Raw genomic sequence first — 21,898 nt, 5'->3', positions numbered from 1 at the left:
TCTATGCAAGGTACCGGTATGAAAGCCAAAAAAAATACTCTTGAACTGAAAAAACTGACTTCTGCAATCAAGGTATCCCGCTTAGCGTATGCTGGCATGTTTGCAGGCTTACTAAGCCCTCTGACGCATGCAGGCCCGGAAGGCGGTGTGGTAACCGGTGGTAGTGGCACAATCGATGTGAATGGTACGACCACCACAATCGATCAAAATACCGATCTGCTCTCGATAGATTGGGATTCTTTTAATCTAAGTGCTGAAGAGTTGGTTAAGTTTCTTCAGCCAAATACCTCCTCAGTCGTACTCAACCGAATTTTGGATCAAAGTGCTAGTACGATTCATGGCTCCATTGAAGCCAATGGCCACGTTATTCTAGTAAACCCGCGCGGGGTACTCTTTACCGAAAGTGCCACTATTAATGTTGGTGCCATTACCGCCTCTGGGCTCGATATGAGCCCAGAGGATTTTATGAATGGCGACTTTACCTTTAAGGGGGAGGACGGCTCCGCGGGCTTTGTTGTCAACAAAGGTGTTATCAATGCAGCCAGTGCTGTATTGGTAGGTAAACAAGTCACCAACGCCTCGTCAGGTCTGATTAGTGCAGAGCTGGTCAGTTTGGCCGCTGCAGATGAAGCGATCCTTACCTTCGATGCCGACGGCATGATCGGTGTGCAAGTCACTAAAGAGGTGATGGAAAACGACCTCGGTGTTGATAGCGCTGTTTTAAATAAAGGTAATATCGATGGTGCCCAGGTTCTCCTGGAAGCGAGTGTATCTGGTGACTTATTTACTGCTGCAGTAAATAACGAAGGCACGATTAAAGCCCAGGGAATCGACACCAGCGGAGGCAAAATCCGTTTATTTGGTTCGGGTTCCAGTGTCATCAATAGTGGCGAGTTACAAGCCGCTGGTTCCACGGGCGGTCAGGTGGTGCTCGAGGGTGATACTGCAGAACACAGTGGTGCGATTGATGTTCGTGGTAGCGCTGGCCGGGGCGGTCAGGCCATGGTTCTCGGCGATGAAGTGCTGGTCAGCGGCACCATAGATGCCCGTGGCACGGCGGCAGGTGGTGAAGCATTAATCGGTGGAGATTATCAAGGAAAAAATTCCCGGATTCGTAATGCCAAAAAAACAACAGTCACTGAAGATGCTCATATTGACGCGAGTGGTTTAGGCGAAAGCGATGGTGGTGAGGTTATTGTTTGGGCCGACCACACTACGAATTTTGCCGGAACTATTTTAGCCGAGTCAGGTAAGCAAGGTGGTGATGGTGGTTTTGTCGAAACTTCAGGTAAGGTTTATCTTAACCTTGGTGAAGATGGCATGTATGTTTCTACATTAAGCCATGGCAAAGGAATTACAGGAGAATGGCTATTAGATCCAGGTTGGTTCGATATCCTAGATGATAGTTCAGAGGATGTTCCTGATTGCATAAGTAACTGCATGAGTGTGGGTACATTACAGGACGCTTTAACTAATAATAGTGTAACTGTAAAAACAACTTCCGATAATACTGCAAATGCTGCTTGGAATAGTGGTAATGAAAGTTATTCTGGTGATTTTACTTATGGAATACGTATTCGAAATAACTTGAGTTGGAGCAGTAATACTACATTAACTCTAGATTCCCATGCTGGAGTAATGATACACCAAGATGCAACTGTAAATGCTGGTGGAGCTGGTAGCCTCTCTATCCTTGCCAAAACAGATGTAATTAATAACGGAACTATTCAAGGCCTAGTAAACTTTTCTGTGGCAACAGATGGTAGTTTCATTAATGCCGCATCGGCCGTATTGAATGATAGTTATTTTGGTTCCATAACTGCTGAGAACATTCAGATTATAGCTCAAGGGGATATCGAAAATAATCTGGATGGAGATAAGGCAGCAGAAATAGTTGCTAATAAGATTAATTTATCTGCTGGTGGCTCTTTTAATAATTACGGCAAGATAAATTTTTCAGATACTTTAGATGATCAGGGTGCTTTTGAAGGGGGTAGCTTCGAATTAAAGGTTGGTCAAAAAGGTGAGGGCTCAACTAATTATCTTGGTAAGATTTATTTTGATGGTGCATCGCAAGCTACTTTCAACGTTTTAGGTGGCAGTGGTTCTGATATATTTGTTCTTAGTGATTGGCAAGATGAAGTATTCATCACTGGGAATAATGCATTTGATCTGGTATCAACCTCAACAAACCCTGATGAGACCAATGTAAATCATCTAAAATTGTCCTTTTCTAGCATCGAAACTCTTAATACCGGTGCGGGTACAGACAGTATTATTGACGGTACTGGGCAAACCGGCAGTCAGTGGATTTTGGGATCCGGAAATAAAGAGGTCACAGGCTACAACATTGCCTTCAGTAATGTAGAAACTATCCAGGCAGATATTGGTGAGCTGGTTGGTAGAAATGACCAAGATGAAATCTTTACGCTTTCTGCTTACACAGATAATGGACAGCAAAAGACCCAGATTGATACTAAAGGCATGGCCTTTACCGGTATTGATATTTTAAGCGCTGGGGACTCAAGCTCTTTTACAGACACGATTAACAGTAGTGTTAACAATAGAAACTGGGCGCTCACAGCGAGTGATAATCAGGTAGAGCATGCCGATGTCATTATCAACGATGCTGATATATTCAGTGGCGGCAATGGAATACTGCAGGGTGCGTCCAATAGCAATGATAGCTACCAAATTGTAAAAAATGCTGATAGCACAACGGCGATCCAAGTTGATGGGATGCACTTTAATGGGCTTACCCGAGTGGAAGCCGGAGCACATGCTGGTGTTAATACAACAGATATTTTGATCGGTACCGACGAGGCCGATACGTTTGGTTTCCTTAGTGGCGAATTACATACTTACGGTATTAGCTTCACCGGTATTGAAGAAGTTAATGCTGGAGGCACAAGTAATGATGGCATTTCTGATCAACTGAATACAGAAACTGATGTAAATCTCACCGGAAATCAAGAAGAGCTGCGCAATGCCAATATCCTGTTCAAAGATATTGAACAGGTCGCCTTTATTAACAACTCGAACGGCAAGATTGTCGGATCGGCTATAGATGACAGCTTTATCATAGCCAGTACCGGTGACAAGCTCACGGCTAATAATATCGACTTTACTGGCTTCAATAAAACGATTGATACCGGCGAGGGCACTGACACCGTTAGTACGCTTGTAGCCAACAGTACATGGAGTCTCTCGAATACAGATAAAGAAGCCACAAGCAGCGGAATTACCTTTACCAATATAGAAAAAGTCACCGCTTCAGATAATCAGGGCACACTGGAAAGTAAGAACGATGATAATGAATTTGCCCTGACCAGTGATGGACGTATTGATGCTGATACTATTCGCTTTACTGGGTTTACCACAATTGAGGGTAACGGTACTGCGTCACTAGATGCCAGTGCTATTAGTGGCAATCTTCTTTTGCTAGATGACAACAAGGTAAAAGCAGATTTTACCGATGGCAATATTATCGATATTACGATATCCGGTATTAATGAAGCGGTAGCGAGTAATCTGCTGGGTGCGGATATCGCTTATACAGTAAAAGATACCAACAAAGTTTTCGCTAAAGCGATCACCTTCTCCGGTGTTGATCGTATTGTTGATACTGGCTCTAGTGGAGCTGTTACCTCTGAGACCAGCGACCAGTGGGAACTCGTTTCTGCGGATAATGAAGTTAAGCACTCAGGCATTACTTTTGCAGGAATGCGTAGTCTGACGGGTGGTAATAACACCCTCGTTGGTGCCGCTGATAACGGAGATAGCTATCAGCTTTCCCTGACAGGCGATATCACCGTTGACTCCATGATCTTTAAAGGTATTCGCAATGTGAATGCGAATACGGATGATACTAATTATACGGACACGGTAGATGCAACCGGTGCAGTTACTCTTCAAGGTAATAATGCCTTTGGTGTAACCATCGATCCTAATGGTAGCAGCTATGACATCAACTTCAGTGGCATTGATGCGGTTACTAATACAGGAATTTTAACCGGCACCACGGGTGCAGACACCTTCACCGTAGAGGGTGATAATAAGCTGCGCAGCAAAGGCATCCAGTTCTCGGATGTGAGCTCTGTATTAGCCGGCAACGATACTAATATTGCCGACACCGTGAATGCAAAGGCTGGAGAAACGGTTGCACTCACCGGAATCGCAAAAGAACTGATTACCAGCAATATCTTATTTAAACAGATTGAGGTAGCGGGTACTGGTGGTGAAAACCTTGTCGGCTCAGATTCGGACGATACGATCGAAATTACTGGGGACAAGGCCTTCAAGGCCAATGAGATAGCCTTTACCGGTATCTCAAGCCTCAATACCGGTGCGGGTACAGACAGTATTATTGACGGTACTGGGCAAACCGGCAGCCAGTGGATTTTGGGATCCGGAAATAAAGAGGTCACAGGCTACAACATTGCCTTCAGTAATGTAGAAACTATCCAGGCAGATATTGGTGAGCTGGTTGGTAGAAATGACCAAGATGAAATCTTTACGCTTTCTGCTTACACAGATAATGGACAGCAAAAGACCCAGATTGATACTAAAGGCATGGCCTTTACCGGTATTGATATTTTAAGCGCTGGGGACTCAAGCTCTTTTACAGACACGATTAACAGTAGTGTTAACAATAGAAACTGGGCGCTCACAACAAGTGATAACCAGGTAGAGCATGCCGATGTCATTATCAACGATGCTGATATACTCAGTGGCGGCAATGGAATACTGCAGGGTGCGTCCAATAGCAATGATAGCTACCAAATTGTAAAAAATGCTGATAGCACAACGGCGATCCAAGTTGATGGGATGCACTTTAATGGGCTTACCCGAGTGGAAGCCGGAGCACATGCTGGTGTTAACACAACAGATATTTTGATCGGTACCGACGAGGCCGATACGTTTGGTTTCCTTAGTGGCGAATTACATACTTACGGTATCAGCTTCACCGGTATTGAAGAAGTTAATGCCGGAGGCACAAGTAATGATGGAATTTCTGATCAACTGAATACAGAAACTGATGTAAATCTCACCGGAAATCAAGAAGAGCTGCGCAATGCCAATATCCTGTTCAAAGATATTGAACAGGTCGCCTTTATTAACAACTCGAACGGCAAGATTGTCGGATCGGCTATAGATGACAGCTTTATCATAGCCAGTACCGCTGACAAGCTCACGGCTAATAATATCGACTTTACTGGCTTCAATAAAACGATTGATACCGGCGAGGGCACTGACACCGTTAGTACGCTTGTAGCCAACAGTACATGGAGTCTCTCGAATACAGATAAAGAAGCCACAAGCAGCGGAATTACCTTTACCAATATAGAAAAAGTCACCGCTTCAGATAATCAGGGCACACTGGAAAGTAAGAACGATGATAATGAATTTGCCCTGACCAGTGATGGACGTATTGATGCTGATACTATTCGCTTTACTGGGTTTACCACAATTGAGGGTAACGGTACTGCGTCACTAGATGCCAGTGCTATTAGTGGCAATCTTCTTTTGCTAGATGACAACAAGGTAAAAGCAGATTTTACCGATGGCAATATTATCGATATTACGATATCCGGTATTAATGAAGCGGTAGCGAGTAATCTGCTGGGTGCGGATATCGCTTATACAGTAAAAGATACCAACAAAGTTTTCGCTAAAGCGATCACCTTCTCCGGTGTTGATCGTATTGTTGATACTGGCTCTAGTGGAGCTGTTACCTCTGAGACCAGCGACCAGTGGGAACTCGTTTCTGCGGATAATGAAGTTAAGCACTCAGGCATTACTTTTGCAGGAATGCGTAGTCTGACGGGTGGTAATAACACCCTCGTTGGTGCCGCTGATAACGGAGATAGCTATCAGCTTTCCCTGACAGGCGATATCACCGTTGACTCCATGATCTTTAAAGGTATTCGCAATGTGAATGCGAATACGGATGATACTAATTATACGGACACGGTAGATGCAACCGGTGCAGTTACTCTTCAAGGTAATAATGCCTTTGGTGTAACCATCGATCCTAATGGTAGCAGCTATGACATCAACTTCAGTGGCATTGATGCGGTTACTAATACAGGAATTTTAACCGGCACCACGGGTGCAGACACCTTCACCGTAGAGGGTGATAATAAGCTGCGCAGCAAAGGCATCCAGTTCTCGGATGTGAGCTCTGTATTAGCCGGCAACGATACTAATATTGCCGACACCGTGAATGCAAAGGCTGGAGAAACGGTTGCACTCACCGGAATCGCAAAAGAACTGATTACCAGCAATATCTTATTTAAACAGATTGAGGTAGCGGGTACTGGTGGTGAAAACCTTGTCGGCTCAGATTCGGACGATACGATCGAAATTACTGGGGACAAGGCCTTCAAGGCCAATGAGATAGCCTTTACCGGTATCTCAAGCCTCAATACCGGTGCGGGTACAGACAGTATTATTGACGGTACTGGGCAAACCGGCAGCCAGTGGATTTTGGGATCCGGAAATAAAGAGGTCACAGGCTACAACATTGCCTTCAGTAATGTAGAAACTATCCAGGCAGATATTGGTGAGCTGGTTGGTAGAAATGACCAAGATGAAATCTTTACGCTTTCTGCTTACACAGATAATGGACAGCAAAAGACCCAGATTGATACTAAAGGCATGGCCTTTACCGGTATTGATATTTTAAGCGCTGGGGACTCAAGCTCTTTTACAGACACGATTAACAGTAGTGTTAACAATAGAAACTGGGCGCTCACAACAAGTGATAACCAGGTAGAGCATGCCGATGTCATTATCAACGATGCTGATATACTCAGTGGCGGCAATGGAATACTGCAGGGTGCGTCCAATAGCAATGATAGCTACCAAATTGTAAAAAATGCTGATAGCACAACGGCGATCCAAGTTGATGGGATGCACTTTAATGGGCTTACCCGAGTGGAAGCCGGAGCACATGCTGGTGTTAACACAACAGATATTTTGATCGGTACCGACGAGGCCGATACGTTTGGTTTCCTTAGTGGCGAATTACATACTTACGGTATCAGCTTCACCGGTATTGAAGAAGTTAATGCCGGAGGCACAAGTAATGATGGAATTTCTGATCAACTGAATACAGAAACTGATGTAAATCTCACCGGAAATCAAGAAGAGCTGCGCAATGCCAATATCCTGTTCAAAGATATTGAACAGGTCGCCTTTATTAACAACTCGAACGGCAAGATTGTCGGATCGGCTATAGATGACAGCTTTATCATAGCCAGTACCGCTGACAAGCTCACGGCTAATAATATCGACTTTACTGGCTTCAATAAAACGATTGATACCGGCGAGGGCACTGACACCGTTAGTACGCTTGTAGCCAACAGTACATGGAGTCTCTCGAATACAGATAAAGAAGCCACAAGCAGCGGAATTACCTTTACCAATATAGAAAAAGTCACCGCTTCAGATAATCAGGGCACACTGGAAAGTAAGAACGATGATAATGAATTTGCCCTGACCAGTGATGGACGTATTGATGCTGATACTATTCGCTTTACTGGGTTTACCACAATTGAGGGTAACGGTACTGCGTCACTAGATGCCAGTGCTATTAGTGGCAATCTTCTTTTGCTAGATGACAACAAGGTAAAAGCAGATTTTACCGATGGCAATATTATCGATATTACGATATCCGGTATTAATGAAGCGGTAGCGAGTAATCTGCTGGGTGCGGATATCGCTTATACAGTAAAAGATACCAACAAAGTTTTCGCTAAAGCGATCACCTTCTCCGGTGTTGATCGTATTGTTGATACTGGCTCTAGTGGAGCTGTTACCTCTGAGACCAGCGACCAGTGGGAACTCGTTTCTGCGGATAATGAAGTTAAGCACTCAGGCATTACTTTTGCAGGAATGCGTAGTCTGACGGGTGGTAATAACACCCTCGTTGGTGCCGCTGATAACGGAGATAGCTATCAGCTTTCCCTGACAGGCGATATCACCGTTGACTCCATGATCTTTAAAGGTATTCGCAATGTGAATGCGAATACGGATGATACTAATTATACGGACACGGTAGATGCAACCGGTGCAGTTACTCTTCAAGGTAATAATGCCTTTGGTGTAACCATCGATCCTAATGGTAGCAGCTATGACATCAACTTCAGTGGCATTGATGCGGTTACTAATACAGGAATTTTAACCGGCACCACGGGTGCAGACACCTTCACCGTAGAGGGTGATAATAAGCTGCGCAGCAAAGGCATCCAGTTCTCGGATGTGAGCTCTGTATTAGCCGGCAACGATACTAATATTGCCGACACCGTGAATGCAAAGGCTGGAGAAACGGTTGCACTCACCGGAATCGCAAAAGAACTGATTACCAGCAATATCTTATTTAAACAGATTGAGGTAGCGGGTACTGGTGGTGAAAACCTTGTCGGCTCAGATTCGGACGATACGATCGAAATTACTGGAGACAAGGCCTTCAAGGCCAATGAGATAGCCTTTACCGGTATCTCAAGCCTCAATACCGGTGCGGGTACAGACAATATTATTGACGGTACTGGGCAAACCGGCAGCCAGTGGATTTTGGGATCCGGAAATAAAGAGGTCACAGGCTACAACATTGCCTTCAGTAATGTAGAAACTATCCAGGCAGATATTGGTGAGCTGGTTGGTAGAAATGACCAAGATGAAATCTTTACGCTTTCTGCTTACACAGATAATGGACAGCAAAAGACCCAGATTGATACTAAAGGCATGGCCTTTACCGGTATTGATATTTTAAGCGCTGGGGACTCAAGCTCTTTTACAGACACGATTAACAGTAGTGTTAACAATAGAAACTGGGCGCTCACAACAAGTGATAACCAGGTAGAGCATGCCGATGTCATTATCAACGATGCTGATATACTCAGTGGCGGCAATGGAATACTGCAGGGTGCGTCCAATAGCAATGATAGCTACCAAATTGTAAAAAATGCTGATAGCACAACGGCGATCCAAGTTGATGGGATGCACTTTAATGGGCTTACCCGAGTGGAAGCCGGAGCACATGCTGGTGTTAACACAACAGATATTTTGATCGGTACCGACGAGGCCGATACGTTTGGTTTCCTTAGTGGCGAATTACATACTTACGGTATCAGCTTCACCGGTATTGAAGAAGTTAATGCCGGAGGCACAAGTAATGATGGAATTTCTGATCAACTGAATACAGAAACTGATGTAAATCTCACCGGAAATCAAGAAGAGCTGCGCAATGCCAATATCCTGTTCAAAGATATTGAACAGGTCGCCTTTATTAACAACTCGAACGGCAAGATTGTCGGATCGGCTATAGATGACAGCTTTATCATAGCCAGTACCGCTGACAAGCTCACGGCTAATAATATCGACTTTACTGGCTTCAATAAAACGATTGATACCGGCGAGGGCACTGACACCGTTAGTACGCTTGTAGCCAACAGTACATGGAGTCTCTCGAATACAGATAAAGAAGCCACAAGCAGCGGAATTACCTTTACCAATATAGAAAAAGTCACCGCTTCAGATAATCAGGGCACACTGGAAAGTAAGAACGATGATAATGAATTTGCCCTGACTAGTGATGGACGTATTGATGCTGATGCTATTCGCTTTACTGGATTTACCACAATTGAGGGGAACGGTACTGCGTCACTAGATGCCAGTGCTATTAGTGGCAATCTTCTTTTGCTAGATGACAACAAGGTAAAAGCAGATTTTACCGATGGCAATATTATCGATATTACGATATCCGGTATTAATGAAGCGGTAGCGAGTAATCTGCTGGGTGCGGATATCGCTTATACAGTAAAAGATACCAACAAAGTTTTCGCTAAAGCGATCACCTTCTCCGGTGTTGATCGTATTGTTGATACTGGCTCTAGTGGAGCTGTTACCTCTGAGACCAGCGACCAGTGGGAACTCGTTTCTGCGGATAATGAAGTTAAGCACTCAGGCATTACTTTTGCAGGAATGCGTAGTCTGACGGGTGGTAATAACACCCTCGTTGGTGCCGCTGATAACGGAGATAGCTATCAGCTTTCCCTGACAGGCGATATCACCGTTGACTCCATGATCTTTAAAGGTATTCGCAATGTGAATGCGAATACGGATGATACTAATTATACGGACACGGTAGATGCAACCGGTGCAGTTACTCTTCAAGGTAATAATGCCTTTGGTGTAACCATCGATCCTAATGGTAGCAGCTATGACATCAACTTCAGTGGCATTGATGCGGTTACTAATACAGGAATTTTAACCGGCACCACGGGTGCAGACACCTTCACCGTAGAGGGTGATAATAAGCTGCGCAGCAAAGGCATCCAGTTCTCGGATGTGAGCTCTGTATTAGCCGGCAACGATACTAATATTGCCGACACCGTGAATGCAAAGGCTGGAGAAACGGTTGCACTCACCGGAATCGCAAAAGAACTGATTACCAGCAATATCTTATTTAAACAGATTGAGGTAGCGGGTACTGGTGGTGAAAACCTTGTCGGCTCAGATTCGGACGATACGATCGAAATTACTGGGGACAAGGCCTTCAAGGCCAATGAGATAGCCTTTACCGGTATCTCAAGCCTCAATACCGGTGCGGGTACAGACAGTATTATTGACGGTACTGGGCAAACCGGCAGCCAGTGGATTTTGGGATCCGGAAATAAAGAGGTCACAGGCTACAACATTGCCTTCAGTAATGTAGAAACTATCCAGGCAGATATTGGTGAGCTGGTTGGTAGAAATGACCAAGATGAAATCTTTACGCTTTCTGCTTACACAGATAATGGACAGCAAAAGACCCAGATTGATACTAAAGGCATGGCCTTTACCGGTATTGATATTTTAAGCGCTGGGGACTCAAGCTCTTTTACAGACACGATTAACAGTAGTGTTAACAATAGAAACTGGGCGCTCACAACAAGTGATAACCAGGTAGAGCATGCCGATGTCATTATCAACGATGCTGATATACTCAGTGGCGGCAATGGAATACTGCAGGGTGCGTCCAATAGCAATGATAGCTACCAAATTGTAAAAAATGCTGATAGCACAACGGCGATCCAAGTTGATGGGATGCACTTTAATGGGCTTACCCGAGTGGAAGCCGGAGCACATGCTGGTGTTAACACAACAGATATTTTGATCGGTACCGACGAGGCCGATACGTTTGGTTTCCTTAGTGGCGAATTACATACTTACGGTATCAGCTTCACCGGTATTGAAGAAGTTAATGCCGGAGGCACAAGTAATGATGGAATTTCTGATCAACTGAATACAGAAACTGATGTAAATCTCACCGGAAATCAAGAAGAGCTGCGCAATGCCAATATCCTGTTCAAAGATATTGAACAGGTCGCCTTTATTAACAACTCGAACGGCAAGATTGTCGGATCGGCTATAGATGACAGCTTTATCATAGCCAGTACCGCTGACAAGCTCACGGCTAATAATATCGACTTTACTGGCTTCAATAAAACGATTGATACCGGCGAGGGCACTGACACCGTTAGTACGCTTGTAGCCAACAGTACATGGAGTCTCTCGAATACAGATAAAGAAGCCACAAGCAGCGGAATTACCTTTACCAATATAGAAAAAGTCACCGCTTCAGATAATCAGGGCACACTGGAAAGTAAGAACGATGATAATGAATTTGCCCTGACTAGTGATGGACGTATTGATGCTGATGCTATTCGCTTTACTGGATTTACCACAATTGAGGGGAACGGTACTGCGTCACTAGATGCCAGTGCTATTAGTGGCAATCTTCTTTTGCTAGATGACAACAAGGTAAAAGCAGATTTTACCGATGGCAATATTATCGATATTACGATATCCGGTATTAATGAAGCGGTAGCGAGTAATCTGCTGGGTGCGGATATCGCTTATACAGTAAAAGATACCAACAAAGTTTTCGCTAAAGCGATCACCTTCTCCGGTGTTGATCGTATTGTTGATACTGGCTCTAGTGGAGCTGTTACCTCTGAGACCAGCGACCAGTGGGAACTCGTTTCTGCGGATAATGAAGTTAAGCACTCAGGCATTACTTTTGCAGGAATGCGTAGTCTGACGGGTGGTAATAACACCCTCGTTGGTGCCGCTGATAACGGAGATAGCTATCAGCTTTCCCTGACAGGCGATATCACCGTTGACTCCATGATCTTTAAAGGTATTCGCAATGTGAATGCGAATACGGATGATACTAATTATACGGACACGGTAGATGCAACCGGTGCAGTTACTCTTCAAGGTAATAATGCCTTTGGTGTAACCATCGATCCTAATGGTAGCAGCTATGACATCAACTTCAGCGGCATTGATGCGGTTACTAATACAGGAATTTTAACCGGCACCACGGGTGCAGACACCTTCACCGTAGAGGGTGATAATAAGCTGCGCAGCAAAGGCATCCAGTTCTCGGATGTGAGCTCTGTATTAGCCGGCAACGATACTAATATTGCCGACACCGTGAATGCAAAGGCTGGAGAAACGGTTGCACTCACCGGAATCGCAAAAGAACTGATTACCAGCAATATCTTATTTAAACAGATTGAGGTAGCGGGTACTGGTGGTGAAAACCTTGTCGGCTCAGATTCGGACGATACGATCGAAATTACTGGAGACAAGGCCTTCAAGGCCAATGAGATAGCCTTTACCGGTATCTCAAGCCTCAATACCGGTGCGGGTACAGACAATATTATTGACGGTACTGGGCAAACCGGCAGCCAGTGGATTTTGGGATCCGGAAATAAAGAGGTCACAGGCTACAACATTGCCTTCAGTAATGTAGAAACTATCCAGGCAGATATTGGTGAGCTGGTTGGTAGAAATGACCAAGATGAAATCTTTACGCTTTCTGCTTACACAGATAATGGACAGCAAAAGACCCAGATTGATACTAAAGGCATGGCCTTTACCGGTATTGATATTTTAAGCGCTGGGGACTCAAGCTCTTTTACAGACACGATTAACAGTAGTGTTAACAATAGAAACTGGGCGCTCACAACAAGTGATAACCAGGTAGAGCATGCCGATGTCATTATCAACGATGCTGATATACTCAGTGGCGGCAATGGAATACTGCAGGGTGCGTCTAATAGCAATGATAGCTACCAAATTGTAAAAAATGCTGATAGCACAACGGCGATCCAAGTTGATGGAATGCACTTTAATGGGCTTACCCGAGTGGAAGCCGGAGCACATGCTGGTGTTAATACATCGGATATTTTACTAGGCACCAATGATAAAGAAATATTTACTTTTAATGACAGTGCTGAGCTACAGGTTAATGGCTTAACGTTTACTGGTCTTGAGTCTGTCAATGCTTTGGGCGGCGATGATTATGTAGATGCCGAAAATTACTCTAATGGTCTGGAGCTAACAGGTATTGCTGGAGAGTTACGTCTTTACTCTCAGGGGTTACTTTTCCAGGATATTGAAGACGCTTACACGACAACTCTCTATGGCACCGATAATGTTGATGCTTTCAGCATAATTGAAAACGGAAATGACAACCTTGTTGTTGCCTCAGCGATCGATTTTACTGGGGTGACAATTGTCGATGCATTGGGAGGCCAGGACACCTTATCCGTCGATGAGGCAAATCTAGAAAATGGAAAAATCAACGGGATCCAATTCGTTAATCTCAGTGACATTATCTCCAGTAGCATTGTTATTGGGGCGTCCCAAGAAGGAGATTTTTATGTATTAGGGGATGGGTTGGTTTCATCTGATACTGATTCGCAAAATCCTGGATATGAATTTAATTTCACTGGTGTAACAAGTGTTAAAACAAATGGCTATGCAAGAACTGTAACTGGTTTACTTGGCCACAACTGGATAATTAATAACGCTAACACTGCGGCGAATAATGGCATTACATTTTTTGATGTCTCTTACTTAATTGCAAAGAATGCAGGTTTAGAAGGGTACTCAAATTTAGGCTGGGCTTTGACTGCTAATGATAATGAAGTAAGTCATGCAGGAATTATTATAAAAAATGCGAATTTAATTAGTGGAGGCGGTAGCACGCTGACGGGCAAAGAAGGCTTTGCTGACACCTACACCTTCCTCGACGGCGGCAGCCAGGGTCAGTTGGTGAAGGTGGACAATATGCAGTTCGCCGGCCTCAGCACGGTCGCCGCCGCCGGTGGTGATGACACCGTGATCGGTCAAGCGGGCCAAGGTTGGGCCCTGACCGACAATGCGAATGAAGTAGAGCACGGCACGATCACCATCCAGAACGCCGAGTTTATCAGCGGCGGCATCAGCACCCTGATGGGGGGAGACTTCGCTGACACCTACACCTTCCTCGACGGCGGCAGCCAGGGTCAGTTGGTGAAGGTGGACAATATGCAGTTCGCCGGCCTCAGCACGGTCGCCGCCGCCGGTGGTGATGACACCGTGATTGGCCAGGCGGGCCAAGGTTGGGCCCTGACCGACAATGCGAATGAAGTAGAGCACGGCGCGATCACCATCCAGAACGCCGAGTTTATCAGCGGCGGCATCAGCACCCTGATGGGGGGAGACTTCGCTGACACCTACACCTTCCTCGACGGCGGCAGCCAGGGTCAGTTGGTGAAGGTGGACAATATGCAGTTCGCCGGCCTCAGCACGGTCGCCGCCGCCGGTGGTGATGACACCGTGATTGGCCAGGCGGGCCAAGGTTGGGCCCTGACCGACAATGAGAATGAAGTAGAGCACGGCGCGATCACCATCCAGAACGCCGAGTTTATCAGCGGCGGCATCAGCACCCTGATGGGGGGAGACTTCGCTGACACCTACACCTTCCTCGACGGCGGCAGCCAGGGTCAGTTGGTGAAGGTGGACAATATGCAGTTCGCCGGCCTCAGCACGGTCGCCGCCGCCGGTGGTGATGACACCGTGATTGGCCAGGCGGGCCAAGGTTGGGCCCTGACCGACAATGCGAATGAAGTAGAGCACGGCGCGATCACCATCCAGAACGCCGAGTTTATCAGCGGCGGCATCAGCACCCTGATGGGGGGAGACTTCGCTGACACCTACACCTTCCTCGACGGCGGCAGCCAGGGTCAGTTGGTGAAGGTGGACAATATGCAGTTCGCCGGCCTCAGCACGGTCGCCGCCGCCGGTGGTGATGACACCGTGATTGGCCAGGCGGGCCAAGGTTGGGCCCTGACCGACAATGCGAATGAAGTAGAGCACGGCGCGATCACCATCCAGAACGCCGAGTTTATCAGCGGCGGCATCAGCACCCTGATGGGGGGAGACTTCGCTGACACCTACACCTTCCTCGACGGCGGCAGCCAGGGTCAGTTGGTGAAGGTGGACAATATGCAGTTCGCCGGCCTCAGCACGGTCGCCGCCGCCGGTGGTGATGACACCGTGATCGGTCAAGCGGGCCAAGGTTGGGCCCTGACCGACAATGCGAATGAAGTAGAGCACGGCGCGATCACCATCCAGAACGCCGAGTTTATCAGCGGCGGCATCAGCACCCTGATGGGGGGAGACTTCGCTGACACCTACACCTTCCTCGACGGCGGCAGCCAGGGTCAGTTGGTGAAGGTGGACAATATGCAGTTCGCCGGCCTCAGCACGGTCGCCGCCGCCGGTGGTGATGACACCGTGATCGGTCAAGCGGGCCAAGGTTGGGCCCTGACCGACAATGCGAATGAAGTAGAGCACGGCACGATCACCATCCAGAACGCCGAGTTTATCAGCGGCGGCATCAGCACCCTGATGGGGGGAGACTTCGCTGACACCTACACCTTCCTCGACGGCGGCAGCCAGGGTCAGTTGGTGAAGGTGGACAATATGCAGTTCGCCGGCCTCAGCACGGTCGCCGCCGCCGGTGGTGATGACACCGTGATTGGCCAGGCGGGCCAAGGTTGGGCCCTGACCGACAATGCGAATGAAGTAGAGCACGGCGCGATCACCATCCAGAACGCCGAGTTTATCAGCGGCGGCATCAGCACCCTGATGGGGGGAGACTTCGCTGACACCTACACCTTCCTCGACGGCGGCAGCCAGGGTCAGTTGGTGAAGGTGGACAATATGCAGTTTGCCGGCCTCAGCACGGTCGCCGCCGCCGGTGGTGATGACACCGTGATCGGTCAGGCGGGCCAAGGTTGGGCCCTGACCGACAATGAGAATGAAGTAGAGCACGGCACAATCACCATCCAGAACGCCGAGTTTATCAGCGGCGGCATCAGCACCCTGATGGGGGGAGACTTCGCTGACACCTACACCTTCCTCGACGGCGGCAGCCAGGGTCAGTTGGTGAAGGTGGACAATATGCAGTTCGCCGGCCTCAGCACGGTCGCCGCCGCCGGTGGTGATGACACCGTGATTGGCCAGGCGGGCCAAGGTTGGGCCCTGACCGACAATGCGAATGAAGTAGAGCACGGCGCGATCACCATCCAGAACGCCGAGTTTATCAGCGGCGGCATCAGCACCCTGATGGGGGGAGACTTCGCTGACACCTACACCTTCCTCGACGGCGGCAGCCAGGGTCAGTTGGTGAAGGTGGACAATATGCAGTTCGCCGGCCTCAGCACGGTCGCCGCCGCCGGTGGTGATGACACCGTGATTGGCCAGGCGGGCCAAGGTTGGGCCCTGACCGACAATGCGAATGAAGTAGAGCACGGCGCGATCACCATCCAGAACGCCGAGTTTATCAGCGGCGGCATCAGCACCCTGATGGGGGGAGACTTCGCTGACACCTACACCTTCCTCGACGGCGGCAGCCAGGGTCAGTTGGTGAAGGTGGACAATATGCAGTTCGCCGGCCTCAGCACGGTCGCCGCCGCCGGTGGTGATGACACCGTGATTGGCCAGGCGGGCCAAGGTTGGGCCCTGACCGACAATGCGAATGAAGTAGAGCACGGCGCGATCACCATCCAGAACGCCGAGTTTATCAGCGGCGGCATCAGCACCCTGATGGGGGGAGACTTCGCTGACACCTACACCTTCCTCGACGGCGGCAGCCAGGGTCAGTTGGTGAAGGTGGACAATATGCAGTTCGCCGGCCTCAGCACGGTCGCCGCCGCCGGTGGTGATGACACCGTGATTGGCCAGGCGGGCCAAGGTTGGGCCCTGACCGACAATGCGAATGAAGTAGAGCACGGCGCGATCACCATCCAGAACGCCGAGTTTATCAGCGGCGGCATCAGCACCCTGATGGGGGGAGACTTCGCTGACACCTACACCTTCCTCGACGGCGGCAGCCAGGGTCAGTTGGTGAAGGTGGACAATATGCAGTTCGCCGGCCTCAGCACGGTCGCCGCCGCCGGTGGTGATGACACCGTGATCGGTCAAGCGGGCCAAGGTTGGGCCCTGACCGACAATGCGAATGAAGTAGAGCACGGCACGATCACCATCCAGAACGCCGAGTTTATCAGCGGCGGCATCAGCACCCTGATGGGGGGAGACTTCGCTGACACCTACACCTTCCTCGACGGCGGCAGCCAGGGTCAGTTGGTGAAGGTGGACAATATGCAGTTCGCCGGCCTCAGCACGGTCGCCGCCGCCGGTGGTGATGACACCGTGATTGGCCAGGCGGGCCAAGGTTGGGCCCTGACCGACAATGCGAATGAAGTAGAGCACGGCGCGATCACCATCCAGAACGCCGAGTTTATCAGCGGCGGCATCAGCACCCTGATGGGGGGAGACTTCGCTGACACCTACACCTTCCTCGACGGCGGCAGCCAGGGTCAGTTGGTGAAGGTGGACAATATGCAGTTCGCCGGCCTCAGCACGGTCGCCGCCGCCGGTGGTGATGACACCGTGATTGGCCAGGCGGGCCAAGGTTGGGCCCTGACCGACAATGAGAATGAAGTAGAGCACGGCGCGATCACCATCCAGAACGCCGAGTTTATCAGCGGCGGCATCAGCACCCTGATGGGGGGAGACTTCGCTGACACCTACACCTTCCTCGACGGCGGCAGCCAGGGTCAGTTGGTGAAGGTGGACAATATGCAGTTCGCCGGCCTCAGCACGGTCGCCGCCGCCGGTGGTGATGACACCGTGATTGGCCAGGCGGGCCAAGGTTGGGCCCTGACCGACAATGCGAATGAAGTAGAGCACGGCGCGATCACCATCCAGAACGCCGAGTTTATCAGCGGCGGCATCAGCACCCTGATGGGGGGAGACTTCGCTGACACCTACACCTTCCTCGACGGCGGCAGCCAGGGTCAGTTGGTGAAGGTGGACAATATGCAGTTCGCCGGCCTCAGCACGGTCGCCGCCGCCGGTGGTGATGACACCGTGATTGGCCAGGCGGGCCAAGGTTGGGCCCTGACCGACAATGCGAATGAAGTAGAGCACGGCGCGATCACCATCCAGAACGCCGAGTTTATCAGCGGCGGCATCAGCACCCTGATGGGGGGAGACTTCGCTGACACCTACACCTTCCTCGACGGCGGCAGCCAGGGTCAGTTGGTGAAGGTGGACAATATGCAGTTCGCCGGCCTCAGCACGGTCGCCGCCGCCGGTGGTGATGACACCGTGATCGGTCAAGCGGGCCAAGGTTGGGCCCTGACCGACAATGCGAATGAAGTAGAGCACGGCGCGATCACCATCCAGAACGCCGAGTTTATCAGCGGCGGCATCAGCACCCTGATGGGGGGAGACTTCGCTGACACCTACACCTTCCTCGACGGCGGCAGCCAGGGTCAGTTGGTGAAGGTGGACAATATGCAGTTCGCCGGCCTCAGCACGGTCGCCGCCGCCGGTGGTGATGACACCGTGATCGGTCAAGCGGGCCAAGGTTGGGCCCTGACCGACAATGCGAATGAAGTAGAGCACGGCACGATCACCATCCAGAACGCCGAGTTTATCAGCGGCGGCATCAGCACCCTGATGGGGGGAGACTTCGCTGACACCTACACCTTCCTCGACGGCGGCAGCCAGGGTCAGTTGGTGAAGGTGGACAATATGCAGTTCGCCGGCCTCAGCACGGTCGCCGCCGCCGGTGGTGATGACACCGTGATTGGCCAGGCGGGCCAAGGTTGGGCCCTGACCGACAATGCGAATGAAGTAGAGCACGGCGCGATCACCATCCAGAACGCCGAGTTTATCAGCGGCGGCATCAGCACCCTGATGGGGGGAGACTTCGCTGACACCTACACCTTCCTCGACGGCGGCAGCCAGGGTCAGTTGGTGAAGGTGGACAATATGCAGTTCGCCGGCCTCAGCACGGTCGCCGCCGCCGGTGGTGATGACACCGTGATTGGCCAGGCGGGCCAAGGTTGGGCCCTGACCGACAATGCGAATGAAGTAGAGCACGGCGCGATCACCATCCAGAACGCCGAGTTTATCAGCGGCGGCATCAGCACCCTGATGGGGGGAGACTTCGCTGACACCTACACCTTCCTCGACGGCGGCAGCCAGGGTCAGTTGGTGAAGGTGGACAATATGCAGTTCGCCGGCCTCAGCACGGTCGCCGCCGCCGGTGGTGATGACACCGTGATTGGCCAGGCGGGCCAAGGTTGGACCCTGACCGACAATGCGAATGAAGTAGAGCACGGCACGATCACCATCCAGAACGCCGAGTTCATCAGCGGCGGCACCAGCACGCTGGCGGGTGGAGAACATACGGACACTTTCACCTTAAGTAAGTCCGGAGCGGATGCCATAGTGCGAGTCGACAACATGACATTTATGGAACTTGATTCTGTGGATGCAGGCGAAGGCTCAGACACTATTGTGGCTACAAGTGATATAGCTGGAGAAACCTGGGTATTGGGATTAGGCCGCGGTGCTCTTGCTGTTGCAGGTGTGAGCTTTGAGGGCATTGAGCAGGTTGATGCAGACAACGTGTCGCTGGACGCATCAACAAATAATCAGGCAGACACTTTCGAACTGGCCAAAACTGGGAAATCGCTCAAAGCGCGGGGTATTGAGTTCTCGTCTGTTGCCAGCGTTTCTGCGGGAAGTGGTAACGAAGATAGCGATACGATTCAGAGCGATGCGGGAAGTTGGCAGTTAGCTGGTACTGCAAATGCCCTTGAGGTGAATGGTGTTCAATTTAGCGGTATTGATCATGTAGAAACTAATAATGCACAGTTATACGGTACTGATGCTGATGATGTCTTAGCCCTAACTGAGTCTGGAATCGCCACTGCGGGAATAGCATTTACAGGCATTACTAAAGTCAGCAGTGAGGGAGGTACTGACCATCTTGTAGGTACCTCTGGCAAGGATACATTTGTTCTGGCTTCCAATGGTGATATTACTGCTGCGGGTATTCTCTTTACCGGGCTTGAAAGTGTGGATACTGGTGAGGGTGAGGACACTGTTAATGCAGCCGGTAGTGGCGCTAGCTGGACATCTTCCAGTAATGGCAGCTCCCTAGAAAACGGAGCGGCTCAAGCCAGGGTGAATGGCCTTACTGTTCTGTTTGATAATCTTGAGATGGTCCAGGGAGTGGGTACATATATTGGCCAGGACATCGGCAGTAACTATGTCTTCGATAGCCTCAACAGCATGACAGTTGCCGGGGTTACTTTTGCGGATCTGGAGAGCCTGAGTGCGGGCAGTGGAAACGATACTATCGAGGGGGCCAATATCGATGCGGTTTGGGATATCAACGATGCGCAGAGTACCGTAAGCGGCAATAACAAAAAGCTTGTGTTTAGCGGTATTGAAGCGATAAATGCGGGTAGTGGCCAGGATACTTTTAATTTAAATGGCGGTGAGCTTGCTTCAATAGATACCGGTGCAGGTAATGACACGGTCATACTCTCTGCAACCACCATCGATAGTATTTCCCTGGGAGAGGGGGATGACTACGTGGAAGTGAATGAGAATAGCTCTGACACAGTAGCACTCTCTGGTGGCAGCGGAAGTGATTCCTTCCAGTACAACCTTGCTGGTGATACCTGGCAGGTGAAATCCTCTGGCAACAAAGTAGGCAACTTTAGCTTCTCTGACTTTGAGTTCCTTGATAACACTTCCAGTAATCTTACTTTGGAAACAGACTTTGCTTTTGATTTTGAAAATGGCGGTGTTAATTCCGGCAGTTTCAACAAAAGCGGCGTAGGTTTGCGATTTGCTGGCAGTGGTATGCGTCTCGGTTACGATGGCAACGGCGATATTAATGTGCTCAGCAGTGCTACAGGTACTATTGGCGGTAGCCTCAAGGCCAAGCGTGCGGATATGGTGGTTAGCGGTGATGTGAATATCGAATCTGATGTCGATGTCCTCGCTATCTCCACTTCCGGGCCGGATGTTGATATTACGGTACTGGCGAAAGACAACCTACTGATTGATGAAATCAATGCAGGTCGCGGTAACGTTCAGTTGGCGAGTGAGGGCTTTGGTATGCTCACCGCTGAATCCTATGGTGATACCCATATCACAGCGGGCAATATCACTCTGGGTACCGATACTCAACTCTGGAGTATTATCGGTAGCGAGTTGGTGCCGTTGCGTATGGATGCGCTTACCAATGTGGCCATTGTTTCTGTCTCCTACTACGAGCCGGAATTTATTGGGCAGGTACCGAACTTCACTAGTAAGGGTGACGAGCTGCAGTCTATCGCTGGTGCTCAGGCATCCCAGGGATTGCGCTCCGCAATCCAAAACGGTGTTGAGGACTTCACCCAGGTTGACCCGGCGATTTTCAGTGCGGTGAAACCTTATAGTAGTGGTGTGGATGCGGTAAATTCCCCAGAAATGCGTTTGAGATCCGGTGAGTTGTTACCTGCAGCGGGACTTTCTGGAACCGATGAGGAAGATTCAGAATTCGATGCCAGGCTGGAAGAGAGCCAGGATGTTACTGTCGACTACCGTGAGCAGGAGACCTTGGCCTCCATTAATTCAGGGGGCTGATGGTCCCTAGAAGACTTTAAAATACCGAACCGGCCCCAGTGGCCGGTTTTTTTATGGGCGTTTGTATCGG

Annotated in this window: 1 protein-coding gene; it reads left to right on the top strand. The window is 49.4% G+C overall.

Features of this window, described 5'->3' with window-relative positions:
• Positions 1-18 precede the first annotated feature (18 nt).
• Positions 19-21,828, top strand: coding sequence for a filamentous hemagglutinin N-terminal domain-containing protein (locus ACJJIT_RS18165; RefSeq protein WP_444899252.1), 21,810 nt, complete (start codon positions 19-21; stop codon positions 21,826-21,828).
• Positions 21,829-21,898: the final 70 nt, after the last annotated feature.

It is taken from the genome of Microbulbifer mixtoriginis (SeqCode), from assembly GCF_052467515.1.
The sequence above is the reverse complement of the archived record's forward strand: the minus strand, read 5'-3'. Positions and strand labels throughout refer to the sequence as shown.

Excerpts from the sequence above, each read along its gene's own strand:
- ACJJIT_RS18165 (WP_444899252.1), top strand. The coding sequence starts at position 19 with ATGAAAGCCAAAAAAAATACTCTTGAACTGAAAAAACTGACTTCTGCA.